The sequence below is a fragment of the Myroides indicus genome, from assembly GCF_004364575.1.
In the GTDB taxonomy this organism is placed as follows: Bacteria; Bacteroidota; Bacteroidia; order Flavobacteriales; family Flavobacteriaceae; genus Flavobacterium; species Flavobacterium indicum_A.
Genome location: NZ_SOAG01000024.1, coordinates 1 through 26763, shown reverse-complemented (window position 1 = coordinate 26763; position 26763 = coordinate 1). Strand labels below are relative to the sequence as shown.

Genomic DNA, 26763 nt, shown 5'->3' with positions numbered 1-26763 from the left:
GGTGTTGGATTTTATCCAACACCGCGATTGTTGTTTTGTTAGAATATTGCAATTAAAAGGAATAGTTAAAACCTAAACTAAAATTGCGTCCTAATTTATAGGATTGAACCAAAATATCCTGTGTGAGATTTTCTTGTTTTCGTTCTATCTTTGGATCTAACAGGTTTCTGGCATTTAAGCTCATACCAAAGTTTTTTGTGAATTTCATCTTAAAGGTGAAATCTAACATTCCAAAAGCTTTGTCTACTAAATTTCCGCTTTCTTCTGTTCCGATAGAATATAGTTTATCTGAAAAATGAGCATACGATAAAGTGGCTAATACATTTTTATCTCCCCATTCTCTTACATAGGAAATGTCTGCGTTTAATAAGAAGTCAGATGCTCCGGTAAAACTTGAGTTATCGTGGGTAAACAAAGTATTAATAAATTGATTTTCTCTGTTTACTTTATCGTTGTCTAATTTTTGGTAAGTTTTCATGAAAGCCGCATTCAATCCTCCGGTAATTTTATCAGTTTCAACATCGTCAAAGCTGAAAAGGTTTTTGCGCACTTCAATTTCTACTCCCGCAGCATATCCGTAATCTCCGGTATTGGCATAGGTTATATCGTTAGCAGAAGAGGCAAACACAATTTCGTTAATCGGATTTTGGATGTATTTTCCAAATCCGGTTATAGAGATTAGTTCATCATTGGTTGGAAAGTATTCCCATTTTAAATCTGCGTTATAATCGTCAGAAGCATATAAATCCGGATTTCCAACTTTTATTTCGGTTACGTCTTCATAAATAAAACGTGCTCTTTCTTTAAATTGAGGCAGGGTATATGTTTTAGATGCTGCAAATCGAAGGTTGTTTTTATCGTTTATTTCGTATTTAATAGACAAGCTTGGTAAAAAAGCATTTTTGGTATATTCATCAGTAGTCTGTTCGTTGTCAAGCTGTGTTTTCCAGGTTACCTTTTGTGAAAGTGCTTCAAACCTAACGCCAACTACGGCAGATAACTTTTCGGATAATTTGTATTCCAAGTTAGCAAATCCTGCGTTGATAAATAAATCTCCGTCATACATTTGTGGGTCTAAGGCATTTGGAGTGGTTAAACCTCCTCTAAAAGTGTAGATTTCGAAATAGCCTTTTTCAAAATTATTTTGATTAAAGAAATTATCCAATTCATCTGCTTTTATGTTGTTATTATAAGCACTGTTGATCTGAAACAAGAACTGAGTAGCTTTAAATTTGCGTTCTTTTTTTCTGACGTTATAGCCAATGGATAGTTTTCCGTCATATAGATTTTCTTCGTTTTGAGCGAATTTATAATCAACGGATAAATTACCGGCTATTTCATTTTCTTTTAAATTTTCAAAATAACGGTTGTTGTCCGACCTTGAATTGATGGAAAACTTATAAAAATCTTCGCCTTTTATTTTATTAAGGGTATACTGCTGTCTGTCTGGAGTTTGGGAAGAGGAGTTGTTATAAGCAAGCCCCCAATTTAATCCGATTTGTTCATCAAGCCTGTGTTGTCCTAATAACTGGTTTACAAACAAACGATTTTGCCTGTAATTTTGTCTCCTTAAAAAAGTAAAGTCGTTTTCGTCTTGAGTAATGTCTCTCATATAACCAGAATATTCATCGTTTTTTTCCTGCGAATCATTGATAAATAAAAAGTTGTATTTGATGTTGTGATTTGGATTGATATCAAGATGTGCGTTAAACATCCCCGTTGCATTCGTATTGTATTCAAAAGACTGCAAGTTTAAATTTTTGGTAAATGAGTTTTGTGCTTGTGCATTTCTGGACACCCCTTCTTTATATTTGTAATTATTGCTAAAAGAGGCTGTTGCAAATAGATTTAAAACGGATTCAGCTCCAAAATAAAACGATTTTCCAGTATTAAAACCAACGCTCATTCCATACGGATCTTTGATTTTGGTTTGAGTTGAATTTGTGAAGTTATAACCATTTAGGGGATTTTGGGGAATACTTGTGTTAGAAAAACCAAAAAAACTTCTATCTGAAAGCCCTCTGAAATGATTTTCACTAACAGCGTTGGTATTAATATTTGAGCCTATGCTTAAATCAAAAAAACCTTCTCCACTGTATTTCTTAGAAATGATATCGATATTCCCTCCCGCAAAATCTCCGTAATTTCTGCTGGAATATGTTTTGTCTATAGAGATGTATTCTACAATGTCCGTGCTAAAAATATCCAGGCTGATGTTTTTCTTTTCAGGATCGTCAGAAGACAGTGGCAGTCCATTGAACAGCGTACTGTTGTATCTATCGCCTAATCCCCGGACAAAAATAGTTCCCGAACCTTCTTGTTTAGATACTCCTGTCGTTTTGACAACAGCAGCAGCTACATCACTGATTCCTTTTCGGGAAAGCTCCTGAGCTCCGATGTTTTGTTTTATTTCCATCGATTTTTGTTGCTCCATCAATAGAGCAGATTCTTTTGCTCTGGAACGAGTTGCTTGCACGATAACGCCTTCTAACTCCACGCTGTCTGAATCTAATGTAATGTTGAGCGTTTGTGTTTGACCTGATTTAATTTCAACCGTTTTTTCAATTGATAAGTATCCTATGTATTGAAATATAAAAGTGTGTGTTCCTGCTTTTACGGCTAATTCATAATTTCCATCAAAGTCAGTATTTATGCCTATTGTAGATCCTTTTATTATTACCGAAGCAAAAGATAAAGGCTCGTTGGTTTGGCTGTCTGTTAGTTTTCCTTTAATAATTCCGTCAGCGGCAAATAAGCCGTTACTAATTAAAAGTAGAACAAATAAAATTCTTAATTTCATAAATGTGTGTTGTAATATTTTGTGCAAATAAATTAGCTATTTATGAACTGCTTGTTAATTCGGTTTTAAGTAATTATCTTTATAAAGTTATTAAACCGTTAACAGATTAAATAATTGTAAACTCAATATTTCATTGCGTATTATCTTTATATTTGAACCGCAAAAACACGTAACATAACAATATGAAAAATTCCGATATTAAGATTTTGTTAGTTGATGATGAACAGGATATTCTTGAAATCATCAGTTATAATTTGAAGCAGGAAGGCTACCAGGTGATCACAGCAACAAACGGAAGAGAAGCGGTTGAAAAAGCGGCAAAAGAACTCCCGGATTTGATTATTTTGGATGTGATGATGCCTGAAATGGATGGGATGGAAGCTTGCGAACACATCCGTAAAAATGAAACACTAAAAAATACGATTATCACATTTTTGACCGCCCGTGGGGAAGATTATTCGCAAGTAGCAGGATTTGATGCAGGAGCAGATGATTATATTACAAAACCTGTCAGACCAAAAGTTTTGTTGAGTAAAGTAAAAGCTTTGTTGAGGAGATTGAAAAGTTCTGAGGAAGCAAAAGGAGATGTTCTTCAGGTAGGTAATGTACAAATAAACAGAGATGAGTACAAAATCGTGATTGATGGAGAAGAAATGACTTTACCGCGAAAAGAATTTGAATTGTTTTATTTGTTAGCTTCTAAACCGGGAAAAGTATTTAAAAGAGAAGAGATTTTGGATAAAGTATGGGGAAATGAAGTGGTTGTAGGAGGCAGAACGATTGATGTTCACATCAGAAAGCTGAGAGAAAAAATAGGAGATGATTGTTTTAAAACAATAAAGGGAGTAGGATATAAACTAGATATGTAAGTAATGGCTACTCGATTTAAGAAATCCTATAAATTTGCTTTTAAATCGGCAATTATAATAGCCTTTTTCTTCTTTTTGGTAATGACGCCTTTAGTTTTGTATTTTGACGGAACACCAAAGTGGTTATATGTTGTGCAAGGCATATTGATGTTTTTTATCACTTTTTTTATTCTTCAATATCGAACGGAATACTTTATTTATAAGCGCATCCAAAAAATATATAAAAATGTTACCTTTTTAGAACATGCCGATATCCGTGCCAAAGCCGTCACAACGGATATGAAAACCCTCACAGAAGAAATACAAAAATTCGCAAAGAGCAAAAAAATAGAAATAGAGTCCCTTCAGGTAAGAGAAGAGTACAGACGAGAGTTTTTGGGCAATATTTCTCACGAGCTAAAAACACCTTTATTTACAATTCAAAGTTATTTAGAAACACTGCTGGATGGAGCCATAGAGGATTTATCTGTGCGGGATCACTATTTGGAACGCGCAAATCGCGGTGTGGAGCGCTTAATTTACATCGTTAAAGATCTGGATATGATTTCTAAATTGGAATCCGGAGACTTACATCTTAATTTTGAGGTATTTGATATTGTTGAAACCGTTCAGAACGCTTTTTATTTATTGGAATATAAAGCCAAAAAGCGTGGCATATCTTTAATATTTGATATGAAATATGCTCAGCCTATTCTCGTTTTTGGAGATAAAGAAAGGATAGGGCAAGTGATTACTAATTTAATTGATAATTCTATTAAGTACGGCAAAGAGAAGGGAACTACAGAGGTCAGTATTGAAGACTTAGTTAACCAAAAGCTAATTGTCAGAATAACAGATAACGGAGAAGGCATTAAAAAAGAAAATATTCCGAGGTTGTTTGAGCGCTTTTACCGGATTGACAAAAGCGGTTCTAGAGAAATCGGCGGTTCAGGTTTAGGACTTTCTATCGTAAAACACATTGTTGAAGCGCATGACGAACACATTTATGTGGAAAGCAGTTATGGTTATGGCTCTGAGTTTTCGTTTACACTCGAAAAAGCGCCGTCTGCCTAGCAAATATATGTTTTTTATTTGTAAGTATTTAAAGCTGAAAATTTCTCATTAAGTATATTTATTTAATTTTGTCCTCAAACTTTGTAATAATTATAATTGTGGGAAGCAAAAATAAATTAAAGCGCTTTAAAGAAAATGAGACTTTTTCTAACGTATTTCAGCCAACGAGGGAGGAGATGATCGGAAATCATCCCATGAAGGGAAAATGGGGGCAGGAAGTGTTTAAGAATAACCATCCGCTTGTTTTGGAGTTAGGTTGTGGAAAAGGCGAATATACAGTAGAATTAGGAAAGCGATTTCCCGATAAAAATTTTATAGGAATCGATATAAAAGGCGCTCGTTTTTGGAGAGGAGCAAAAACCGCCATAGAAGAAGATATAACTAACGTCGCTTTTTTGCGCACGCAGATTGAATTGATAGAACATGCTTTTGCTCCAGAAGAAATAAGCGAAATATGGATTACGTTTCCCGATCCTCAAATCAAATACAAGCGGACCAAACACCGCCTGACCAATTCACAATTTTTACAGCGTTACAAAAACATTCTGACCGCAGAAGGGACAGTTAATTTAAAAACCGACAGCGAGTTTATGCACGGTTATACGTTGGGATTGCTGCACGGAGAAGGGCACGAAGTCATTTACGCCAACCATCACATATATAAAAACGAAGGTGCGCCGGCAGTTGTTACAGAAATACAAACGTTTTACGAGCAGCAGTATCTGGAGCAGAAAAAAGCCATTACCTATATTCAATTCAGAATAAAATAAAAGAATCAGATGCAATATTTTACTTTGTTGTTTTTTGGCTTCTTGGCTGCTGTTTTAGGTGTTTCACTTCCCGGATTGCTAAATATGACAGCAGTAAAAATAGCAAAGGAAAAAGGAAAAAAGGAAGTTTTATATTATGTGCTGGGTGCACTTGTAGTCATCTTTATACAAACTTACATAGCTATCTTTTTTGCTAAATTAATTGATTCCAGTTCCACAATTAAGGAAATTCTTCATGAAGTTGGATTAATTATTTTTGGCGCGTTAACCGTTTATTTTCTCGGTTTTGCAAAAAGGAAAAATAAGCAAAAAAAAGAAAAACCAGAAAAACGGGGCGGAGCTTTTGTTTATGGAATGTTTTTAGCAGCTGTAAATGTGTTTTCTATTCCTTATTATGTGTTTTTAAGCGTAACATTATCGTCGTACGGTTATACAATTTTTAAAGCTCCTTTTACAGGAATATTTTCAGGAGGCGTAGTTTTGGGGTCGGCACTAATGTTTTATATTTATGTGTCTCTTTTTAGAAAGAAATCCGTAGAAGAAACTTTTGTTTTGCGGAATATTAATTATATTATCGGCTCAATTACCGGTATAATCAGCTTGATAACCGTTTATAAATTGCTGCAATAATGAAAAATGAAGATTCCTTTTTTGATAAAGTGTATCAGGTTGTACGTCAGATTCCATATGGAAGGGTAACCACTTACGGAGCAATTGCAAAAGCGATAGGGGCGGCGCGATCTGCACGTATGGTTGGCTATGCTATGAATGCTTCGCATAATGATAAGAATGTGCCAGCGCATCGGGTGGTAAACAGGAAAGGACTGCTTAGCGGCAAGCATCACTTTGGCGGAACAAATCTTATGCAGCAGCTCTTACAAAGCGAAGGAGTTGTTGTTATTGATAATCAGGTACAGGATTTTGAAAGTTTATTGTGGATACCCCCTGTTTTAAATGATTTTAATACATAAACTGTTAGAAGGAAGCAAAAATATGCTGAAATTTTTGAAAACATTCTGTATTGCTATTGCTCGAATCGAAAAAGTACTGCATTTGCCAGCTTTTTGTTTTTTCAGCTTGTTTGCTTTCTGTCTTATCCCAGACAGAATAAATTCTAAAACCGCGCTTGCCCTTTTTGCTATCACTTGCTAGTATTCCTTTTTCAACTAATATTCTTTTTGGGAAAAGAAAAAATCTCAAAGCACTTTCACTTTCGGTAGAAATAATGATAAAATTAATATAGTCGTTTTCGCAAAAAGGTTCTGTTTTTCCTTCGGAATTCCGTTTCCATAGCGTTACAAACTGTCCGGATTTTTTAGGCGTAATTTTTGATTTCCGGAATTTTATCTTTTGGTTTTCAATCCAAAAATTATAACCACAATATTCTTCGCATTCCCGTTCAGCAGTTATATTGGTTATTGAGAGGTTTAAATGTTTTAAAATGTTGTTTTCAAGTTGAATTAATTCTTGGATCATAAAAAGTTTGAATGAGTTTATAGGACAGGAAAATTTACCACAAAATGTGTTTGGTTATTTTTACGCAAATAGGTTAGATAACCGTTGTGCATTTCTACAATATTTTTGGAAAGCGGTAATCCTATTCCGGCTCCGTTTTCTCTGGTAGTATAAAAAGGAATAAAAATTTTGTCTTTAATTTCGTCGGGAATGCCTTTTCCACTGTCGATAAATTCTATTAGTAAGCGATTGTTTTGGACAGTTGCCTGTATAGCTATTTCCTTTTTTTCTTCATTTTTCACTGCAAAAACAGCATTGGTAAGTATATTGATAAAAACCTGTTCCATTTGTTGTTTATCCCAAAAGGTTTGAATGTCAGATTCAAAATAGGTGCGTAAGTGAATTTGTTGCTGTTGCAACATAGGTAATAGTATATGAATACTGTTTTGTAAAACAGATTGAACAGTAACCACTTCTTTTTTCGGTGCAGGTAACAGGGTGAGTTTGCGGTAGTTTTCTATAAAGTTTTGCAAGTGGTTGGTGCGGTTAACAATAGTTTCTATACTGGTTTTAATATCGTTCCAATCTTCTTTGGAGAGTTGGTTTTCTTCTAAGATTTCCTTGGTGTTGTGTGCCAGCGAGTGAATAGGTGTAAGGGAATTCATGATTTCATGTGAAATAATTTTCATCAGACTCTGCCAAGCATCTCGCTCTTTTTTGTCCAGTACGCGTTGAATAGAATCCAGTAAAACGATAAAAAAAGTTTGGTTATTGCTTTTGGTAACAGAAGTTTGCAGTAAAAAGGTTTGTTTTTCTTCATTTTCTATCTGAATATCAATGGCGCCTTTAGATTCTTTAAAGTGCAGGTGATCTTGCAGATGACGCCCCAATCCCGGAAGCAGGCGAACCAGATTATTCCACGATTTTATTTTTGGAATATCAAAATACTTTGCAAAATAATCATTTATAAAAAAGACATCCCATTGTTTTGTCTTTTGTTCCAAAATAATAATTCCGGTTTCTATATTATTCAGAATATTGAGGTAAACCAACTCTTTTATTTCATTTTTTTGCTGTTCTTGCTGCAATTTTTTATAAAGAGATTGGAGGTTCTGCAACGTTGGATTTGACTGTTCTTTATCAGATTTTAAAGAAAAATCGTCGTGTATCATAGCAAGTACAATACGGTCGATATTACCGTAGTATTTTTTAGAGAAATAATAAATTTCGGCTAATAATGCTAAAATAAGAAGCGCCAGAAAGGCAACGCTGTAATATAAATGTTCTTGATAAGTAACAAGGATTATTATACACAAAGCAAGTAGGATGGAAATGCGGACAAAAATTTTGAAGTAATAAGAAGACAGAAAATTCATAGTCTGTTTTTTAGATTGAATTTTTCTAAACGTCTGTATAATGCGGCACGTGATAGTCCCAATTCTTCCGCTGTTTGCGAAATATTGCCGTTGTATTTTTCCAATGACCTTAAAATAGAATTCTTTTCTTTTTCTAAAAGCGTACTTTCTTCATCAACCGGATAAATCATTGATCCTGTTATTCCAAAATCTGACAGTTTTAATGTGTTTTCTTCTGATAAAATTAAAGCGCGTTCTACCCTGTTTTGTAACTCCCTGATATTTCCTTTCCAGTCGTATTGCTCAAGGGTCTTTAAGGCTTCCACAGCAATATTGGGAGTCGGACGATTGTATTTTTGAGCATAGTGTTCTAAAAAGAAGCTAATGAGCGGAACAATGTCTTCTTTGCGCTCACGCAAAGGAGGTAAATTTAAAATTACAGTATTTATGCGGTAAAAAAGGTCTTCTCTAAAAAGTTTGTTGGCAACTTCTTTTTCAATATTCAAATTTGTAGCGGTAATGATGCGAATATTTACAGGGCGAGGCTTAGATTCTCCTAGTCGGATAACATTTCTGGACTGAATAACCTGTAAAAGTTTAGTCTGAAGGTAAAGGGGTACATTGCCTATCTCATCCAAAAAAAGTGTTCCTCCTTCCGCAAGTTCAAAGCGCCCCTTAGTATCTTTTTTTGCATCTGTAAAAGCTCCTGTGGCATAGCCAAAAAGTTCACTTTCAAAGAGATTTTCGTTTAAAGCTCCTAAATCAACGTGAACAAAAGGATAATCTTTTCGCTCTGAATGAAGGTGTATATACTTTGCCAAAATATATTTTCCCGTTCCGTTTTCTCCTAAAATCAGGGTATTTACATCCGTTTTCGCAACTCTTTCCGCCATTTTGTAAGTTTTTTGGATATTTGCGGATTGTCCAGTAAAAATTTGATCTTTAGCTTGCTTGTACTTGAGAGGAGATCTCGTTTTTTTTCGGATTTGTTTTACAGCTTCTTTAACGGTTTGTACTAAAATTTCATTGTTCCACGGTTTTAGGATATAGTCTATCGCACCTAATTTAATGCCCTCTACAGCCGTTTCAATATTTCCATAGGATGTCATAAGAATAATCTGGATGTCGGGATTTATCTTTTTTATTTCTTTAAACCAAAAAATTCCTTCTTTCCCATCTTCATAGCCCGTGCGGTAATTCATATCCAAGAGAATAACATCAATGTTATTTTCAGATAAAATCGAAATTATTTTTTGAGGATTTGTATTTGTTAAAACAGTTTCAAATTGCCGTTTTAAAAGCATTTTGGCAGCAATTAATATTTCAGGATTATCATCTAAAATTAATATTTGCGCACTGGTCTTTTTCATGAGTAAAGTTATTCCTGAAAGTGGATAGATGTAAAAATAGATAAAAAGTTGTATTAAAAAAAAGGGTTTTCAATTGAAAAAGAAAACCCTATCTTGATTATAAATTAAACGGTTGGTTTTATTTCCGAAATTCCCCAGCGGTTCATATCGGCATGTGCAAAATCCCATTTGTATCTGTCCGGAATTTCGCCTCTTAGCATGGAACCTACCTCCATAGAAGGGAAAATTTCTTCGTACGTGAGCATATCGTTTAATGAAACGCGTCTATAGATATGAGAACGGGTAATGTTTTTCATGTCATCCAGTCCCGAAGCTCCTAATAGTTCTACAAAGCTTTCAACAGTTCCTTTGTGATAATTAGCCATTCGCACCTTTTTATCTGCAACGTCTAAACCGATTGTAAGTTTCGGATCCTGAGTAGCAATTCCGGTCGGACATCGGTTGGTGTTGCACAATAGAGCCTGAATACATCCGATGGCAATCATCATGGCGCGTGCTGCATTACAAGTGTCTGCTCCCAAGGCCATAGCCCGAGCAATGTGGAAAGAAGATGTTATTTTTCCGGAAGCAATTAGTTTTATGTGTTGCCTAATTCCCATTCCCGTTAAAATATTATGGACAAAAGCCAATCCATCCAACATTGGTGCTCCCAGATAATTAGAAAATTCCTGAGGAGCAGCTCCTGTTCCGCCTTCCCCGCCGTCAACGGTGATAAAGTCCGGATAAATATCTAAGTGAACCATCGCTTTGCAAATAGAAACAAATTCTGCCTTGTGACCGATACACAGCTTAAATCCTACTGGTTTTCCGTCTGAAAGCTCTCTTAATTTTTGGATAAACTGAACTAGTTCCAATGGAGAGTTAAAAGCAGAATGATAGGGTGGGGAGGCTACGACCGTATGTGGTTTTACATGTCTGATTTGAGCAATTTCTTCAGTGTTTTTAGAGGCAGGCAGAATTCCTCCGTGCCCCGGCTTAGCTCCTTGAGAGATTTTGAGTTCAATCATTTTTACGCTAGACAACTTAGCTTTTTCGGCAAATAAATCGGGGTTAAAATTCCCTTCTTCGTCTCTGCAGCCAAAGTACCCGGTGCCAACCTGCCAGATTAGATCCCCGCCGTTTTTTAAATGATAGGGGCTTATACCTCCTTCGCCTGTATTGTGCGCAAAGCTTCCTAATTTTGCACCCCCGTTCATTGCTTCTACTGCCTGAGCACTCAGAGATCCGAAACTCATTGCCGAAATATTGAGAATACTTGCAGAATAAGGTTGTTTGCAGTCTTTATTCCCAAAAACAACTCTGGGATTATGATTTAATTTTTCAAAAGCTTTTGGCGAAACAGAGTGACACATCCATTCATAGCCTTCTGCATATACATCTAATTGAGTTCCAAATGGAATCGTTTCCAGTTCTTTTTTGGCTCGCTGATAAATGGTAGCACGATCTATGCGGCTGATTGGTTTTCCATCGGTATCTGATTCAATAAAGTACTGATACATCTTCGGGCGGAGTTCTTCCATTACATAACGGAGTCTTCCAAAAAGAGGATAGATTCGCCTGAGAGTATGTTTTTTCTGGTACATATCCTGATAGCCCATGATGACAAATACAAGAATGATTGCAAAAAGAACACTCCAGTTTCTGTTTAAAAATATAGAAAGAGCGAGAGTTATAGCCAAAAGTAGGCTTGAAAAGATAACAAATTGTTTACGCATGACATTAGCTATTTATAACCATAATTTATTGTCCTAAACTAAAACCGGAATTTTATTGAAAAGCTAATTAGCTTTAAAATAATGCCGTTTTTAGCTTCTATTGCTAGATGTAAATGTACGGATTAAAAGCAGATTATAAAATATCAAAAAATCAAATCTTAAAAGGAATAACATAAACAAGGGTACGAAAAAGTAAATAAAATTGATTATCAGATATTAAGCTGTTTTTTTAGAATTAATACAAATAAGTGACTGATATGGAGTACATTTTGAAAAAGAAAATACAGCTTGTTTTAAAAGCGGACACTTTGCTGTTCGATAACGAACATCTCTTTAAATTTATTTTTAATAAACATCTGTATATTAGTTTTTTGTGCTTTTTTTAGATTTTGGTACGTTATTTCCATTGCATATGTAAAAGGTGTTAACATGGACAGAGCATTGCCAAACAGAAATAAGAAAAAGTTTAAAGTAACAATAGTAATTGTTGGAACCTTTGCCTTATTAGCAGTAACTTATTTTACTTTTTTCCGACAAGTAGTTCTCAATGTTTCTAAGAATGATATTAGGATTAGAGAGGTTATTCAGGATAATTTTGAAGAATATATTTCTTTTCAAGGACAGGTTGAACCCCTGCATTCTGTGCTGGTTAATATTGTAGAAGGAGGGGCAGTTCAGGAGATTTTTGTCGAAAACGGAGCAATGGTAAAAATAGGACAACCTCTGGTTAGGCTATATAATCCTAATACAGAATTTAATTATTTGTCTCAGGAAACATCTATAATAGAACAGATGAATAATCTAAACGTAGCTAAACTAAATATCCGAAGTCAGGAGTTAAACCTTACTAAAGATTTGATCAGTATTGAGCATGACTATAAGGATGCGGAACTGCTTTACAATCTTCATAAAAAAATGTATGAACAGGAAGTGTTGTCTAAAAGCGATTGGGACAAAACAAAAGAAGCCTATCGATATCAACAGCAGCGCAAAACATTAATGGAAGAAAGTATAGAAAAAGAAAAACAGACTAATGATTTACAAATGCAGCAAGTTAGTCAGGCGCTGGAAGTAATGAATCAAAGTTTACAAAAACTAAGAGAAAACAAAGAGAATTTTTTACTTTCAGCTCCGATTTCAGGAAGATTGTCGTCTTTTGAAGCTCTGTTGGGGAAAACATATCAGGGTGGAGAAAGTATCGGTAAAATAGATGTGCTCAAAGGATATAAGCTAGTAGCACAGGTAGATGAATTTTATCTGGATAAAGTAATTGAAGGACAAACCGGACAAATAGATTTAAAAGGGCAAATAACCAAAGTTGAAGTAAAAAAAATTCTGCCAGAAGTAAAAAACGGACGGTTTGAAGTACAGTTGGAGTTTTCAGGTGATAAAGAATTAAAATTACAGGAAGGAACAAGTTATGGAGTACGGTTGTTTTTATCCGGAAAAGAAAAAAAATTACTGCTTCCTAAAGGCAATTTTTACGCAGATACCAAAGGAGAGTGGGTATATGTTTTAAAAGACAATAAAGCCGAGCGCCGAATAGTTGAATTAGGAAGAGAAAATCCGGCATATTATGAAATAATTTCAGGCTTGGAGAAAGGTGAACAAGTGATTGTGTCCACTTACAAAGATTTTTTACAGGTAAAAACATTAAATATCCAATAATAAAGATAGCGATTATGGTAATAGAAATTAAAGATCTGTCCAGAGTTTTTCAGACAGAAGAGGTGGAAACAACGGCATTGAATAAAGTAAATCTGGAAGTGCGCAAAGGAGAGTTTCTCTCTGTGATGGGACCCTCGGGGTGCGGGAAATCCACACTGTTAAACCTTATTGGTTTACTTGACAGTGCCACGTCGGGCAGTTATCAATTGCTGGGTCAGCAGATGGTTGGTTTAACGGAAGCCCAACGCTCCAAGGTGCGCAAAGAGAATGTAGGATTTATATTTCAGAATTTTAATCTGATAGATGAGCTTACTGTTTACGACAATATTGAGTTGCCTTTGATTTATAATAAAATAAAATCTGCAGAAAGAAAAGAAAGAGTGACGGAAATTGCAGAGCGGTTAAATATTATGCATCGTCTAAAACATTATCCTCAGCAATTATCGGGAGGTCAGCAGCAGCGCGTGGCGGTTGGCAGAGCATTGGTTAACGCCCCAAAAATAATCTTGGCTGACGAACCAACGGGGAATCTGGACAGTAAAAACGGAAATGAAGTCATGGAGTTGCTTACGGGTCTACATCAGCAGGGAGCAACAATTATTATGGTTACGCACTCACATCATGACGCCTCTTATTCTGAAAGAACAATTCTGATGAAAGACGGAATGATTTTGTCTGAGAAAAATAATTCCAAAATTGTAGATGTTTTTGCACAGTAAAGCAAAATCCGTAATGAATACTGCTTTTGAAAGCTGAAACAAAAAATAAATAAAAATATGATAAAAAACTGGTTTAAAATATATGTTCATCACCTCCTCAAAAACAAGATATATTTTTTCTTGACGATTTTAAGCCTTGCTATAGGTATTGCAGCAGTTTTGTTGTCAGTTATTCATTATCAGGAAGAAGCGCGATATGACCAATGGAATCCTAACAGAAATAACATTTTTGTGGCGGAATCCAGAATTGAAGAAGATCTAAGCTGGATGAAACTGCCGTCTCCTTTTGGTACTGCTCTCAAAGAAAATTCACCACATGTGGTGGATGTTTGTTATTTAGGTTATTACGGTGGGAGCACTTTATTTTACAAAGATCAAAAAAAGCCTGTGCAGAAAATTTTATTCACACAATCAAACTTTTTTGATTTTTTCCCGTTTGAATTTGTCAAAGGCAACAGAGCGCAAGCTTTTGCTATGCCTAATAGTGCGGTTGTTAAGGATACGTATGCCGCATATTTGTTTGGTGACAAAGACCCGATTGGCGAAGTTTTTTCGATTGGCGAAGATAAATATATAGTTTCCGGAGTATATACTTTGGGTAACGAACGAAGTTCTTATCAAACCGAATTGATTATTAACAATCTTGATAAACGAGTACAAGAAGGAGTGGAAAATCAAAATTGGGGAAATCATAATTATGTAGCGTGGATAAAATTAGATGATCCGGCATATAAAAAGGATATAGAGCAATTGATGTTTGATGTACGAATAGAATATCAATTTAAACCAATAGCCAAAGAAAAGGGAATCACGACTGAAGAGCTCATGAAAGAATGGGGCATGGAGAATAAAATGTACTATTTACATGATTTGGCAGGACAGCGAATGATAGCTAATCCGAACTTAAACGGAACGGAGCAAGGTGCAGCAAGTGTACAGCGGATGTATATTATGATGGGATTGTCTGTTTTAATATTGATTTTATCGGTGTTTAACTATATTAATTTAACCACTGCACGAGCGATGGGCAGAGGAAAAGAAGTGGGAATACGAAAAACATTAGGCGCAGGTAAATTTAATTTGGCTTGTCAGGGAATGTTTGAAGCGTTGTTGACTTCTCTGCTTTCCATGTTGATAGGTTTGATGTTGGCAGAAATAACGTTGCCGTGGATGCAGGTATTTTTTAGCTCTAAAATGGAATTGAATTTTTGGGAATTTTTGCCGCTTATTTTGGTCATTTTGGTGTTGATTGTTTTGTTGGTTGGGATTATTCCGGCACTGTTTACCGCAAGTTTTAAAACGCTCGAAGTTTTAAAAGGGCAGATCGGCAGAAGCAAAAAAGGAACCGGTTTTAAAAATGCAATTTTAATTATTCAGTTTGGTGTCGCCTGTTTTTTTATGATAGGAGCTTATATTGTTTATCAGCAGGTAAATTATATGCTCAATAAAGATTTGGGTTTTAAAGGCGACCAAGTTGTCAGAATCGGATATTATTACAAAGGAAAAAGAGAAGATAAAGTGAAGGTGTACGAGTCCGTAAAAGAACAGTTTTTAAAGGTAAAAGGCGTTGAAGGAGTGACTACTGCAGCTATTCAAATGGGAAGTGGTAATGGAGCTTCAAGTAGTTTTGTACACAACGGAAATAATGTTCAGGCAGTAATTGGCGCTATGGATTACAATTTTTTGGAAGTATTTGAGGTTGACTTAAAAGAAGGGAGACAGCTTACCGAAAGTTTAGCATCAGACAGTATTAATAACATCTTACTCAACGAAACAGCAGTACGAATGATGCAAGAGCCTGACGTCTTAGGCAAACAAATTGCGTGGAATGACGATACGTATAATGTGGTAGGTGTGGTTAAGGATTTTAACCTTTACGGTTTGCAGGCAAACTATCCGCCTATTATTTTTCTATCCTTAAAAACACAACCCTGGGCAGGTGAAAATATTCAACATATATCAGTAAAAATAAAAGGAGAAAACGCAGAGCAGACGATAAAAGAATTGGAAGCGATTTGGAAACAGCGCGATATTTCGGATGTGCCTTTTGATTACAGTTTTGTAGATCAGGATTTTGCCCGAACTTTTACTAATACCATTCAGGAGCGAAATGTATTTTTGGTATTAAATTCCATTGTTATTTTTATAGCTCTTTTCGGATTATACAGTTTAGCTTCCTTTACGATAAATACACGTTTAAAAGAAGTGGCTATCCGAAAAGTGCTGGGTGCATCAACACTAGAATTACTAAAACAATTGTCAAAACAATATGTTGTTTTTTGTTTTATAGGTTTTGTTATTGCCGTTTTCCCAAGTTATTACTTTTTAAATCAATGGCTCAGCGATTACGCTTTCCGAATTGATGTCAGCGTCTTGCCGTTTATCGTGTGTTTAGTCGTTATTCTCGGGCTCACTTTATTGATTGTGTTGTTAAAAGCGTATGCTGCAACCCAATTGAGTATATTGAAATACATTAAATATGAGTAATTAATAGCCTTATAAGATAAAATATAAGTTGTTAAACATAAAAAAATCATGATAAAAATAGTATTGTTATTATTGTTAGCCTGCGGTTCGGCTTGGGCTCAGGTAAAAGAATCACGTCAGATTAAAGATTTTTCAGTGATAAGTGTTTCGCAGGGCATTCAGTTGCAATTTATTTATGGCGAAGCCAAAAGTATGGAAGTTAGTGCGGATTCTAAGGAATTGCTTAAGTACATTAATACAGAAGTAAATCCGGAAGGAGAATTGAAAATTTTTATCGATACACCTAGAAATATGAAGAGGCTCACGTTTAAAAATATTGTAGTTCGGGTAAGCAATCCTGTTTTAGAAAGTATATTAATATCATCCTCTGCAAAAGCAATATTGAATAATACAGTAAAGGCAAAAACGTTTAACCTGTTTGCCAGCTCTTCCTCTTCCTTTTCGGGTTCCGTTCAGGCAGACGATTTATACCTTTCTTCAAGCTCATCCTCTAAAGTAGAAGGTGGCTTTGAAGTGATGAATAAAAGTGTTTTAAGTGCGAGTTCTTCATCAAAAATAAATATAGCGTTAAATACAAAAACAGCAGAATTTGATGGTGGAAGCTCTTCGTCTATAACGGTAAATGGCAAAGCAAATGAAGCAAGTGCATCTGTTTCAAGTTCAGCGCGTATCAACGCAGTCGGTTTTCAGGTTAAAACGCTAAACGGAAAAGCTTCATCCTCCGGAAAAATGACTTTCGATGTGTCTGAAAAAGTAACGGGTAGAGCTTCTTCCTCTGGAAAAATAGAATTTACCGGACAGGCACAGATTATAAGTGCCAAAACTTCTTCTTCGGGAAAAATTCAAAAGCTTTAAACAGGATTCAGAACCTATAATTTGTTTCTAAAACTTAAAAAATGATTAAAAAATGATTAAAAATTGGTTTAAAATATACATTTACCATCTGTTCAAAAACAAATTTTACTTTTTGTTGACCGTTTTAAGTCTTGCCATCGGTATTGCTTCGGTTGTTCTGTCGGTATTGTTTTATCTGGAAGAGCATTCTTATGACCAGTGGAATCCTTACAAAAGTGAAGTTTTTGTAGGAAGTAACAAAGATAAATATACTGCATTTTCAGCTTTTCCGTATGCTTTGGGACATAACTTAAAAGAGCAGTGTGCTGAGTTGGAAGATTACATGTATTTTTTTGGAGGATATGTTGATGAAAAAGTAGAATACGGAGATAAAACGTTTAAAATTGATAAGATTTTTGACGGTCAAAAAAACTTTTTCTCGTTTTTCCCCTTTGAGTTTGTGTATGGCAGCAAAGCATCCGCATTGCTTAATCCTAATGATATAGCTATAGAGTTAAATACGGCAGAACTGCTATTTGGAAAGGATGTAAATCCGGTTGGCGAACAGGTTGTGATAGAAGATAAACTTTATGTGGTTTCGGGTGTATATACGCTTAACGACAATAGAAGTTCCGTGCAACCCGATATTGTAAGAGATGTTTATACGCAGAAGGCGCTGGAAAATGATGATTGGTTCTCGTTTTATGGTAATATATTTATAAAAACAAAAAAACCTGATGCGGTGAAGCATGTGATTGACATGCTGTTTTTGGATAACTATTATAAACCTCAAGCAGAAGCTACAGGAGTTTCGGTAGAAAAATTTATTGAAGAAAACGGCAGAATGGAAGTTTTAATGAATCCATTGGAAAATGTGAGAACAAACACTTCAGTTTATTTTACTACACCGGAAGGAACTGCGAATATGCAGATGATGCATATTATGATTGGATTGTCAGCCTTAATATTGATTTTATCGGTTTTTAACTACATTAATCTAACGCTTTCGCAGATGCTTCATCGGGCAAAAGAAGTTGGTATAAGAAAAACAATAGGAGCCACGAGGCAAAACATTATTTTGCAAAGTCTTTTTGAGTCTTGTATAACAACGCTAATAGCTTTTGTGGTAAGCCTTACTATTGTAGAATTAATTTTGCCTTTTGTCAATGTGTTTGTCAATTCTAATATGGCGTTTTCGCTGTCTTATTTTGTTCCCGTATTATTGCCGGTTTTTATCGGAATTGTATTTCTGGTAGGTATATTGCCCGCTGTGTATATTGCAAATTATAAGGTTTTGAAGGTATTAAAAGGCAACTTTCACAGAAATAAAGTGGGAACGGCAATCAAAAATACGTTTTTGGTCTTGCAGTTTACTATTGCTTGCTTTTTTATTGTAAGTACCTTGTTGGTCAATAAGCAAGTAAGCTATATGCTGAATAAAGACTTAGGTTTTAAAGGTGACCAGATTATTAATTTTTCATTTCTGGAAAACAGTGATTACGGAGAAGAACGATTGGATAAATATTATCGTTTTAAAGAAGAATTGCTTCATGTAAAAGGAGTAGAACAAGTAGTTGCAGCTACTTCCCATTTTGGCATATATGGTAATCCGGGTGTTTTTACTTTTTGTACGTATAAAGATGAAAAACAGTTAACGGGGACAGTGGCCATGGATTATGAATATTTTGATACTCATCAGATTCAGATAAAGCATGGTAGAAATATTTCAGAGGGATTTTCAACGGACAGCATTGATAATGTTGTGGTAAACGAAAGTTTTGTAAGAGCAGTAAATGAATCGGATATTTTGGGAAAACAGATAGAAAGCGGTAAAAATAAATACACAGTAATTGGTGTAGTTAACGATTTTAATATTAAAGGCTTGGATCAAGAAGTTCCTCCATTGCTTTTTGCACACCACAATGTTTTATCAAATTCAAAAGGACAGTTTAATTATGTGTCGGCAAAATTGGATATGGACAATTTTGAAAATACAATAAAGCGGATTGAAACAGTCTGGGACAAATGGAATATTGAATCTAAGGAGCTATTTAAGTACGAGTTTACTGATAAGCAGTTTGCAAAAACTTTTGACAAGATTCTGTTAGAGAAAAAAGTGTTTTCAATACTTAATTATATTGTATTGATGGTGGCATTGTTTGGTTTATTTGCAGTTTCTTCCTTTACAATCGGCACCCGTTTAAAAGAAATTGCTATCCGAAAAGTATTGGGAGCAGATACTCAAAGTATGCTTAAAAAATTGTCGTATCAATACATGGTTTATTGCGTCGTTGGATTTGTATTGTCCGTTTTTCCAAGTTATTATTTTTTAAATCAATGGTTAAATAATTATGCCTATCGCATATCTATAGGATGGGAAACTTATGTATATAGCTTTATCAGTATCATGGTATTAGTTTTAGGAGTTGTTTTAAGCAGAGCTTACAGCGCTACGCGCGTTAACATTTTAAAATATATCAATTATGAATAAGCTTATATTTTTGCTGATATTCACCTTGATTTCTAGTACTGTTTTTGCACAGCAAAGCTGGACGTTAAAAAACTGTGTGGAAAAGGGAGAAGTAAATAGTTATCCGCTTAAAGTTGCTGCGTTGGAAACCAAAGTTGCCGAAAAGCGAAAACAATCACTGACTTCACTTTATCTGCCCGATGTTACATTAAACGGAATACACTCTTATAATTTTGGATCTACAATAGATCCAAGCACCAATAGCAGAGTTGCATCCAATATATTGTCTGATCAGTTTTCGATAGACGCTTCTATGGATTTGTTCAATTTGCAAAATCTATATATTTTACAACGGCAAAAATTAGATACAGAATTAGCTCAAATGTCAGAAGAAGAGGTAGCCTATAATTACCAGACTGAATTATTAATTCAGTTTTATGAAGTGCTGACTACACAGGAGTGGCTTATCATTCAGCGACAACAGATGATAAACAGCAGTAATAATTTAAGTAGAATTTTTAAGGAAGTAGATGCTGGCGCTAAACCTCAAAGTGATTTGTATGACATAGATTACCTTTTTAAACGCGATGAAATCAATATAAAAGAAACGGAAAATTTGCTATACAATCAAAAACTAAAATTGCTGCATTGGCTGAATGAAACAGAATTGACCCCTTCAGATTTTAATCTGGTTTTAACAGAAGAATTCGAAGAGGGCGAAACGGACTATTTGTATAATCCAACAGTGGAGAAATTTAAAATAAATCAGCGGATTCTGCAAAAAGAAAGACAGCTATTAAAAGCGGAGAAAGCACCAAGATTACAGGCAAATTATTCTTTTGGATCGTTTTATTCCAAATTGGTGAATAGCGATAATCTTATATCCGCTCCTTCATTTAGCGATCAACTGCATGATAATAAAAGTCACTATGTTGGCTTTAGATTATCTATTCCTGTTTTTCAGGGAGGATCAGTGATTCGGAAATTGTGCAAAAACCAGATGGAGCAACAGCTCAGTGAACTGAAAATAGAGGAAAGTAAATCACAGTTAAACAACCAGAATAAAGAAATAGAAACGGAAATAAAGCAGTTAGGGTTAATGGCGGACAAATTGATTAGCAGTATTGATCTTGCACAAAAATCCTTTGCTACTACACAAGTAAAATACGAAAATGGAAAAGCAGATGTTTTTTCATTTAATCAGGCAAAAAATGAATTGCTTAACTCTCAATTTGCACTTATCAAAAATAATCTGACGCGCTCTTTACTGCAAAAGAGACTCAAATTAAACAATACAAATGCGCTTTAACAGCCTATTTATGTTATTCTTATTTAGAATATATTAACACTAAAGTCTCAATATTTCCCACTATCTTTGTACGATACCTATATTGTATTAATTTATTGAAAACTAATTGTATATAATGAAACTTGATAGAAAGGAAATACTAAAAGCACTGGAAACCATTTCTGTAGCTGGAGAAGGAAAAAATATGGTCGAAAGCGGTGCGGTTAGTAATGTTATGACATTTGGTGATGAGGTTGTGGTTGATCTGGTTTTGAGCACGCCTGCATTACACATTAAAAAAAGAGCAGAAGTGGATGTGATGAAAGTCATTCACGACCAAGTATATGACAAAGCAAAAGTAAAAGTAAATATTCGGGTAGATGCACCTGAAAAACCTGAAATTAAAGGAAAAGCAATTCCCGGGATTAAAAATATAGTAGCTATTTCCTCCGGAAAAGGAGGAGTTGGAAAATCAACGGTAACCGCTAACATTGCGGGTAGCTTGGCAAATATGGGATTTAGAGTAGGAGTTCTGGACGCCGATATTTACGGACCCTCTATGCCGATAATGTTTGATGTGGAGAATGCCAAACCTATTACGGTTGAGGTAAACGGAAAATCCAAAATGAAACCTATTTCTTCCTATGGCGTAGAAATATTGTCTATAGGTTTTTTTACAAAACCGGATCAGGCAATTATCTGGAGAGGACCAATGGCTTCCAAAGCTTTAAATCAAATGATTTTTGATGCAGATTGGGGCGAATTGGACTTTTTGTTGTTAGACCTTCCTCCGGGAACAGGAGATATTCACTTGTCTATCATGCAGTCGTTGCCGATTACCGGAGCAGTCGTTGTATCAACTCCTCAGGCAGTAGCACTGGCAGACGCTAAAAAAGGAGTGTCGATGTTTATGTCAGAAAGTATCAACGTTCCCGTGTTGGGAATTATTGAAAATATGGCATATTTTACACCGGCAGAACTGCCTAATAATAAATATTATATCTTTGGAGAAAACGGTGCTAAAAATCTAGCGGAAGATTTACAAGTACCATTTTTGGGAGAGATTCCGATTGTGCAAAGTATACGTGAAGCAGGCGATTACGGTCGTCCGGCAGCGTTTCAGGACAATACTGTGGTAGCTAAAGTTTTTGAAGAAGTATCCCGTAATGTGGTGGAGCAAGTGGTAGCAAGAAACGAATCTTTACCTCCGACTGAAGCTATAAAAATAACTACGATGGCAGGTTGCTCTGCTGTAAAGAAAAATTAATCCGAAAAATAGATAAAAAGATATGACATCAGAAACAATCAAACAAAATGTAGAAAAAGCGTTGGACGAAATCCGTCCGTTTCTTCAAACAGATGGTGGAGATATTGTTTTGATAGCAATTGAAGATGATAAACACGTTAAGGTGCGTTTGGAAGGCGCTTGTACCTCATGCAGTGTTAATCAGATGACGCTTAGTATCGGTGTAGAAACTACCATAAAAAAATATGCACCGGAGATTGAAACTGTAGTTAATGTCGGATAAAAAAATAGAAATCAATTTTAATTTCTGTACTAAGAGATTAAAATTGATTTTTATCATTTTTAATAACTTCCGCAAAGTTGAACTTTGCACAAAAGAACTACATCATGATTCAAACCGATATAATAATCATTGGAGCAGGTCCAACGGGGCTTTTTGCTGTTTTTGAAGCTGGACTTTTAAAGTTAAAATGCCATCTGATAGATGGCTTACCCCAGCCGGGAGGACAGCTGACAGAGCTGTACCCCAAAAAACCAATCTTTGATATTCCGGGTTATCCTTCTGTGGGAGCAGCAGAACTCATAGATAACCTGATGGAGCAAATTAAACAATTTCAACCGGGGTTTACCTTAAATGAAGTTGCCGAGGAAATTGAAAAATTAGAAGACGGAACTTTTATTGTAACTACTAACAAAGGCACTAAACACCACGGAAAAGCAGTAGCAATTGCCGGGGGATTAGGATCTTTTGAGCCACGAAAACCGGAACTGGAAAACCTTGCTTTCTTCGAAGAAAGAGGAGTGGAATATTTTGTGAAAAATCCCGACATGTTTCAAGACAAAAGAATCGTAATTGCCGGAGGCGGAGATTCTGCTTTGGACTGGAGTATTTATCTGGCAGATATAGCCAAAGAGGTACATCTGGTACACCGCCGAAACGAATTTAGAGGAGCTTTAGATTCGGTGGAAAAAGTACAGGACTTGAAAAACAGAGGCAAGATAAATTTAGTTACTCCTGCCGAAGTTATAGCGTTACAGGGAGAAGAAAGGTTAAATTCTTTGGTAATAGAAAAAGAAGGAGTGCAGGAACAGATAGCATGTGATTATTTTATTCCCCTGTTTGGGTTGACGCCTAAACTGGGACCAATAGCTAACTGGGGCTTGGAAATAGAAAAAAATGCCATCAAAGTAAACAATGCGCTGGATTATCAAACTAATATTCCGGGTATTTATGCAATTGGCGATGTAAATACCTACCCGGGCAAATTAAAGCTTATTTTATGCGGTTTCCACGAAGCTACTCTCATGTGTCAAAGTGTTTATAATATGCTGAATCCCGGTAAAAAATATGTATTGAAATATACAACTGTTTCGGGTATCAATGGTTTTGACGGAAGCAGAAAAGAGGCAGAAAAAGCCGTTGTTAAATCAATAATATAAGACTGTATGCTGCAAGATATAAAAATAACTATTATTGACAGAGAGGGGGAAAAGCACGAGGTAGACGCGCCAACAGATATGAATATGAACATAATGGAGTTGGTCAGAGCTTATGAATTAGCTCCGGAAGGAACAATAGGTATTTGTGGCGGAATGGCAATGTGCGCCTCTTGTCAGTGTTATGTAATTAATGGCGACGAGGTAGAATTGCCTGAAATGAACCCGGATGAAGAGGCAATGTTGTCAGAAGCGTTTAACGTGAAAGACAATAGCAGATTGGGATGTCAGCTGGCAATAGAACCGGCTTTGGCTGGGCTAATTGTAGAGTTAGCTCCAGAATAGCAAAATAAATAGTATACTTTTTAAACTATACCAAAGTCCCGCCATCTTAAAAATGGCGGGACTTTTATTTTTCAAATAAAGTGTTTTGAAAGGGAAAAGATGAGGTTAGATTGGTAATATACTTTTTAAATCTGCTTTTAACACAGCAGGTACGTGTTTTTACTTACTCAAAAGAAGTAAACAATGTGCAACTTTGATTACTGTAATATTTAATATCATAAAAAATGAATACATACGGAGAAGTAATTACTTTAGAAGAGGCAATTGAATTTACGCATACATTTCAGGAAAATAATCCGGACAGTATAAAGGCATATACTGTGTCTAAGGATAAACTGATGTTGATTTTGGAACAAGAAGATTGTAAAGGAATAAGAATATACAATGGTACAGACGGTAATTCGTCAAAAAACAATTTGGTTTTAGTGGGAGTTGACAGTACAGGAGAAGATATGACAGAAGGCGTTATTCTGGAGGATTTAAGTATTTGCCCACCTCATTGTCCTAAAAAAAGTGTTTTAATTAAAATATAAAAATTGTTTGTTGTATAGCATTCTGTACTATATAGCACTTTATGCGGGATTGCTTCCGGCACTGCTGTATTTTGTAAGCAAAAAACAAAAGTTGTGTACGGAGGCAATATTCCCTTTTCTACTGTTAACGGCTTTAGCAACGTTATATGAGCAAATAGGAACAGAGTGGTTACAACTAAATACTTCATATTGGACTCAGGTATATTCCCTTCTTGAATTTGTTACAATATTTTATTTTTATATATCTTCTTTGGATAAAAAGTATAAAATTTATTTTAATGTATATAGAATTGTTTTTATTCTTTTTTATATCTATTCTTTCAGCTATTGGAGTGAACAAAATGCATTGTTAGCAAAAACAATTAATAAAACTGTAATTTCTTTACTAGTTTTTACTGCCACATTTTTATGGTTTAAACAATTGTTTGAGAAAGTAGAGATTAAGAATCTTTGGCAAAGTGCAGATTTTTATTTTGTATCGGGATTATTCATTTATTATGCTTCTACATTTTGTTTGTTTATATTGAGTAGTTTTTTGCTGGAAACAACGTCTTATTTTTACGATTACTGGATGATAAATGTTGTAGCTACGTTGTTTTTACGAGCTTTATTAAGTTTTGGTGTATGGAAAATGGACAAAGTTTAGAGTGGGTATTTTGGTTAGGCACATTAATGATGTCGTTTTTGGCTGTAAGCGTAATATTTTTGGCTGTATTTTATCAACGAAAGGTTTTTGAAATAACGCAACGAGAAACAGCCGTAAGTATAAAAGCAGCTTTAAAAGCTGAAGAAAAGGAGCGAAATAGGGTGGCAGCGGATTTACATGACGGTATCAGCGGAAATCTCAGTGCTATTCTTAATCTTGTGAGATTGCTGGAAGTAACAGAAAAAAAAGAGGCTGTCGTAGAGCTGACTAAAGAAATAAAAAAAGCTTTAGAGACCTCGCTAAACGGTGTACAGCGAATTAGCTATAACCTTGATGCCTCCTTTATTAGAAAAACAGGGCTTGCTTCCGGTATTAAAAGATTTTTTTCACCGAACACAAAATTGGTACGGTATTCCCGTACGCGAAGATTATCAAGTGCAGGAACTCCGTCTGTCCCATTCTGAAAGTTATGATTTATACCGAATTATACAAGAACTAACAGATAACGCGTTGCAACACGGCAAAGCCAAGCATATAACTTTTATTGTAGAGCAGACCGCAGACCAATATATATTTACTTTTAAAGATGACGGCGAAGCATACGATTTTTATACAGCAGAAAAAGAAAGCAAAGGAATGGGAATTAAAAATATAATAACACGGTTATCTAATTCAAAAGCAACTTTAAAGCAACAACAGTCTAACACTGGAAACATAATTGTAATACAAAAACAAAAAGTATATGATACGGATAGCCCTTGCAGATGACCACGCCTTGTTTAGAAAAAGCTTAAGAATGCTCATTGATTATTTTGGAGGTATGCAGGTGGTTTTAGAAGCAGAAAACGGAGCAGAATTACTGCAAAAGCTAAAAAACATCTCGGTTGATGTGGTATTACTGGATTTGCAAATGCCCGTAATGGACGGTTTTGAAACAGGGCAGCAGCTGCGGTTGCTTTACCCCCAAATAAAAATATTGGTACTAACCTTGCTCAACGACAAAGAATCTGTTCTCAAAACTTTGCAATGGGGCGCAGATGGCTATTTGACCAAAAACACAGAACCTTCTGTTTTAAAACTGGCATTGGAACGGATAAATATAAATGGGTTTTATCTGGACAAAGAAGTAGCTGCCACATTAAATGCATTGGACAACGACGATGTTGTGGTTGATTTTACCAAACGCGAACATCAGATAATCCGTTTATCAGCTAAAGATTACAGTACTAAAGAAGTGGCAGAAGAACTGGGAATAAGCTATAGAACAATAGAAACTTTTAAAGCAAAATTGATAGACAAAACTAACTCCAAAAGCTTTATGGGTGTAGTGCTGTATGCCATCAAACACAAAATGATAAAGCTTTAAGTACGTGTTTTTACGTATAAGCTATATTTAAATTACTAATTAACAGTGGGGTACGTGTTTTTACGTATTGACTGGTGTTTTTAATAATGGTAAGTTTGAAGTAAATCTTAATAGTAGCTACCCGTTGTGCATTATGAATTAAAGAAGAGAAAAGTTGTTCATTTGATTTAAAATCAGTAAATTGAATTAACTACAAAACCATTTACAATGAACAACTTAGGTGCAAATTACGAAAGAATTTTGGAAGTTTTACGAAAAATATCAAATGAAAATTTATTGCCCTACCAAAGACGAACACCAAAATTGAAGGATTTGGAATTGATAAGTCTTGCTTTAA

At 35.2% G+C, this 26763-nt stretch carries 25 protein-coding genes and 1 pseudogene; 21 read left to right on the top strand and 5 right to left on the bottom strand.

Annotated features, from left to right (window positions below; genetic code table 11):
* Positions 1–52 precede the first annotated feature (52 nt).
* The gene (locus C8P70_RS10410; RefSeq protein WP_133713262.1) at positions 53–2800 is read right to left on the bottom strand and encodes a TonB-dependent receptor; all 2748 of its coding nucleotides are present in this window, start codon (positions 2798–2800) and stop codon (positions 53–55) included.
* 182 nt (positions 2801–2982) lie between these two features.
* Between C8P70_RS10410 and C8P70_RS10405 the strand changes: the two genes are divergently transcribed.
* The 5 genes from C8P70_RS10405 to C8P70_RS10385 all read left to right on the top strand — a co-directional run bounded on the left by C8P70_RS10405 (position 2983) and on the right by C8P70_RS10385 (position 6463).
* Positions 2983–3669 (top strand): response regulator transcription factor, encoded by a 687-nt coding sequence (locus C8P70_RS10405; RefSeq protein ID WP_133713261.1) that lies wholly within the window; start codon positions 2983–2985, stop codon positions 3667–3669.
* Positions 3670–3672: 3 nt separating this feature from the next.
* Positions 3673–4722 (top strand): sensor histidine kinase, encoded by a 1050-nt coding sequence (locus C8P70_RS10400; RefSeq protein WP_133713260.1) that lies wholly within the window; start codon positions 3673–3675, stop codon positions 4720–4722.
* Positions 4723–4820: 98 nt separating this feature from the next.
* Entirely contained in the window at positions 4821–5492 is a 672-nt protein-coding gene (trmB, locus tag C8P70_RS10395) for a tRNA (guanosine(46)-N7)-methyltransferase TrmB (RefSeq protein ID WP_133713259.1), read from the top strand.
* A gap of 9 nt (positions 5493–5501) precedes the next feature.
* Complete coding sequence (locus tag C8P70_RS10390) at positions 5502–6122, top strand: amino acid permease (RefSeq protein ID WP_133713258.1); 621 nt, start codon at positions 5502–5504, stop codon at positions 6120–6122.
* Positions 6122–6463 carry an MGMT family protein gene (locus C8P70_RS10385; protein WP_133713257.1) on the top strand — a complete coding sequence of 114 codons (342 nt, stop codon included), beginning with the start codon at positions 6122–6124 and terminating at the stop codon, positions 6461–6463. The genes C8P70_RS10390 and C8P70_RS10385 overlap by 1 nt, the downstream gene beginning before the upstream one ends.
* 4 nt (positions 6464–6467) lie before the next feature.
* Here the strand turns inward: C8P70_RS10385 and C8P70_RS10380 are convergent, their stop codons facing one another.
* The 4 genes from C8P70_RS10380 to C8P70_RS10365 all read right to left on the bottom strand — a co-directional run bounded on the left by C8P70_RS10380 (position 6468) and on the right by C8P70_RS10365 (position 11387).
* Positions 6468–6968 (bottom strand): MepB family protein, encoded by a 501-nt coding sequence (locus C8P70_RS10380; protein ID WP_133713256.1) that lies wholly within the window; start codon positions 6966–6968, stop codon positions 6468–6470.
* Between the two features lie 17 nt (positions 6969–6985).
* Positions 6986–8323 carry a sensor histidine kinase gene (locus C8P70_RS10375; protein WP_243832697.1) on the bottom strand — a complete coding sequence of 446 codons (1338 nt, stop codon included), beginning with the start codon at positions 8321–8323 and terminating at the stop codon, positions 6986–6988.
* A complete protein-coding gene (locus C8P70_RS10370) occupies positions 8320–9672 on the bottom strand; it encodes a sigma-54-dependent transcriptional regulator (protein ID WP_133713255.1) in 1353 nt (450 codons plus the stop codon). Before C8P70_RS10370 ends, C8P70_RS10375 begins: the two co-directional genes overlap by 4 nt.
* A gap of 104 nt (positions 9673–9776) precedes the next feature.
* Positions 9777–11387 carry an FMN-binding glutamate synthase family protein gene (locus C8P70_RS10365; protein WP_133713254.1) on the bottom strand — a complete coding sequence of 537 codons (1611 nt, stop codon included), beginning with the start codon at positions 11385–11387 and terminating at the stop codon, positions 9777–9779.
* A gap of 429 nt (positions 11388–11816) precedes the next feature.
* Here C8P70_RS10365 and C8P70_RS10360 point away from each other — a divergent pair, with 429 nt between their 5' ends.
* From C8P70_RS10360 to C8P70_RS14330, 16 genes and pseudogenes are all read left to right on the top strand, one after another.
* Complete coding sequence (locus C8P70_RS10360) at positions 11817–13055, top strand: efflux RND transporter periplasmic adaptor subunit (protein ID WP_133713253.1); 1239 nt, start codon at positions 11817–11819, stop codon at positions 13053–13055.
* 14 nt (positions 13056–13069) lie between these two features.
* Entirely contained in the window at positions 13070–13774 is a 705-nt protein-coding gene (locus tag C8P70_RS10355; RefSeq protein ID WP_133713252.1) for an ABC transporter ATP-binding protein, read from the top strand.
* Between the two features lie 57 nt (positions 13775–13831).
* Positions 13832–16261: an ABC transporter permease gene (locus C8P70_RS10350; protein ID WP_133713251.1), complete on the top strand. Its 2430-nt coding sequence runs from the start codon at positions 13832–13834 to the stop codon at positions 16259–16261.
* 48 nt (positions 16262–16309) lie between these two features.
* Entirely contained in the window at positions 16310–17116 is an 807-nt protein-coding gene (locus C8P70_RS10345; protein WP_133713250.1) for a GIN domain-containing protein, read from the top strand.
* A 52-nt stretch (positions 17117–17168) separates the two neighbouring features.
* On the top strand, positions 17169–19586 hold the full coding sequence (locus C8P70_RS10340; protein ID WP_133713249.1) for an ABC transporter permease: 2418 nt from the start codon (positions 17169–17171) through the stop codon (positions 19584–19586).
* Positions 19579–20874 carry a TolC family protein gene (locus C8P70_RS10335; RefSeq protein ID WP_133713248.1) on the top strand — a complete coding sequence of 432 codons (1296 nt, stop codon included), beginning with the start codon at positions 19579–19581 and terminating at the stop codon, positions 20872–20874. The genes C8P70_RS10340 and C8P70_RS10335 overlap by 8 nt, the downstream gene beginning before the upstream one ends.
* 115 nt (positions 20875–20989) lie before the next feature.
* Positions 20990–22120, top strand: coding sequence for an Mrp/NBP35 family ATP-binding protein (locus C8P70_RS10330; protein WP_133713247.1), 1131 nt, complete (start codon positions 20990–20992; stop codon positions 22118–22120).
* 22 nt (positions 22121–22142) lie between these two features.
* Positions 22143–22382 (top strand): NifU family protein, encoded by a 240-nt coding sequence (locus C8P70_RS10325; protein WP_133713246.1) that lies wholly within the window; start codon positions 22143–22145, stop codon positions 22380–22382.
* A 104-nt stretch (positions 22383–22486) separates the two neighbouring features.
* Positions 22487–23539 (top strand): NAD(P)/FAD-dependent oxidoreductase, encoded by a 1053-nt coding sequence (locus C8P70_RS10320; RefSeq protein WP_133713245.1) that lies wholly within the window; start codon positions 22487–22489, stop codon positions 23537–23539.
* Positions 23540–23545: 6 nt separating this feature from the next.
* Positions 23546–23881: a 2Fe-2S iron-sulfur cluster-binding family protein gene (locus C8P70_RS10315; RefSeq protein WP_133713244.1), complete on the top strand. Its 336-nt coding sequence runs from the start codon at positions 23546–23548 to the stop codon at positions 23879–23881.
* 224 nt (positions 23882–24105) lie between these two features.
* Positions 24106–24414, top strand: a complete 309-nt coding sequence (locus C8P70_RS10310) for a hypothetical protein (RefSeq protein WP_133713243.1) — start codon at positions 24106–24108, stop codon at positions 24412–24414.
* A gap of 7 nt (positions 24415–24421) precedes the next feature.
* Positions 24422–25060 carry a hypothetical protein gene (locus C8P70_RS10305; protein WP_133713242.1) on the top strand — a complete coding sequence of 213 codons (639 nt, stop codon included), beginning with the start codon at positions 24422–24424 and terminating at the stop codon, positions 25058–25060.
* Positions 25039–25524 carry a histidine kinase gene (locus C8P70_RS10300; protein WP_133713241.1) on the top strand — a complete coding sequence of 162 codons (486 nt, stop codon included), beginning with the start codon at positions 25039–25041 and terminating at the stop codon, positions 25522–25524. The genes C8P70_RS10305 and C8P70_RS10300 overlap by 22 nt, the downstream gene beginning before the upstream one ends.
* The gene (locus C8P70_RS10295; RefSeq protein ID WP_166666218.1) at positions 25496–25828 is read left to right on the top strand and encodes an ATP-binding protein; all 333 of its coding nucleotides are present in this window, start codon (positions 25496–25498) and stop codon (positions 25826–25828) included. The genes C8P70_RS10300 and C8P70_RS10295 overlap by 29 nt, the downstream gene beginning before the upstream one ends.
* Positions 25803–26426 carry a response regulator transcription factor gene (locus tag C8P70_RS10290; RefSeq protein ID WP_133713239.1) on the top strand — a complete coding sequence of 208 codons (624 nt, stop codon included), beginning with the start codon at positions 25803–25805 and terminating at the stop codon, positions 26424–26426. Before C8P70_RS10295 ends, C8P70_RS10290 begins: the two co-directional genes overlap by 26 nt.
* Positions 26427–26633: 207 nt before the next feature.
* A pseudogene (locus tag C8P70_RS14330) lies at positions 26634–26763 on the top strand (IS982 family transposase); the annotation flags it as partial.

Coding starts and splice junctions, on each gene's coding strand:
- C8P70_RS10355 (WP_133713252.1), top strand. CDS start 13,070: ATGGTAATAGAAATTAAAGATCTGTCCAGAGTTTTTCAGACAGAAGAG.
- C8P70_RS10310 (WP_133713243.1), top strand. CDS start 24,106: ATGAATACATACGGAGAAGTAATTACTTTAGAAGAGGCAATTGAATTT.
- C8P70_RS10340 (WP_133713249.1), top strand. CDS start 17,169: ATGATTAAAAATTGGTTTAAAATATACATTTACCATCTGTTCAAAAAC.
- C8P70_RS10385 (WP_133713257.1), top strand. CDS start 6,122: ATGAAAAATGAAGATTCCTTTTTTGATAAAGTGTATCAGGTTGTACGT.
- C8P70_RS10330 (WP_133713247.1), top strand. CDS start 20,990: ATGAAACTTGATAGAAAGGAAATACTAAAAGCACTGGAAACCATTTCT.
- C8P70_RS10400 (WP_133713260.1), top strand. CDS start 3,673: ATGGCTACTCGATTTAAGAAATCCTATAAATTTGCTTTTAAATCGGCA.
- C8P70_RS10405 (WP_133713261.1), top strand. CDS start 2,983: ATGAAAAATTCCGATATTAAGATTTTGTTAGTTGATGATGAACAGGAT.
- C8P70_RS10360 (WP_133713253.1), top strand. CDS start 11,817: ATGGACAGAGCATTGCCAAACAGAAATAAGAAAAAGTTTAAAGTAACA.
- C8P70_RS10370 (WP_133713255.1), bottom strand. CDS start 9,672: ATGAAAAAGACCAGTGCGCAAATATTAATTTTAGATGATAATCCTGAA.
- C8P70_RS10380 (WP_133713256.1), bottom strand. CDS start 6,968: ATGATCCAAGAATTAATTCAACTTGAAAACAACATTTTAAAACATTTA.
- C8P70_RS10410 (WP_133713262.1), bottom strand. CDS start 2,800: ATGAAATTAAGAATTTTATTTGTTCTACTTTTAATTAGTAACGGCTTA.
- C8P70_RS10335 (WP_133713248.1), top strand. CDS start 19,579: ATGAATAAGCTTATATTTTTGCTGATATTCACCTTGATTTCTAGTACT.
- C8P70_RS10350 (WP_133713251.1), top strand. CDS start 13,832: ATGATAAAAAACTGGTTTAAAATATATGTTCATCACCTCCTCAAAAAC.
- C8P70_RS10345 (WP_133713250.1), top strand. CDS start 16,310: ATGATAAAAATAGTATTGTTATTATTGTTAGCCTGCGGTTCGGCTTGG.
- C8P70_RS10365 (WP_133713254.1), bottom strand. CDS start 11,387: ATGCGTAAACAATTTGTTATCTTTTCAAGCCTACTTTTGGCTATAACT.
- C8P70_RS10300 (WP_133713241.1), top strand. CDS start 25,039: ATGGAAAATGGACAAAGTTTAGAGTGGGTATTTTGGTTAGGCACATTA.
- C8P70_RS10390 (WP_133713258.1), top strand. CDS start 5,502: ATGCAATATTTTACTTTGTTGTTTTTTGGCTTCTTGGCTGCTGTTTTA.
- C8P70_RS10375 (WP_243832697.1), bottom strand. CDS start 8,323: ATGAATTTTCTGTCTTCTTATTACTTCAAAATTTTTGTCCGCATTTCC.
- C8P70_RS10325 (WP_133713246.1), top strand. CDS start 22,143: ATGACATCAGAAACAATCAAACAAAATGTAGAAAAAGCGTTGGACGAA.
- C8P70_RS10320 (WP_133713245.1), top strand. CDS start 22,487: ATGATTCAAACCGATATAATAATCATTGGAGCAGGTCCAACGGGGCTT.
- C8P70_RS10315 (WP_133713244.1), top strand. CDS start 23,546: ATGCTGCAAGATATAAAAATAACTATTATTGACAGAGAGGGGGAAAAG.
- C8P70_RS10290 (WP_133713239.1), top strand. CDS start 25,803: ATGATACGGATAGCCCTTGCAGATGACCACGCCTTGTTTAGAAAAAGC.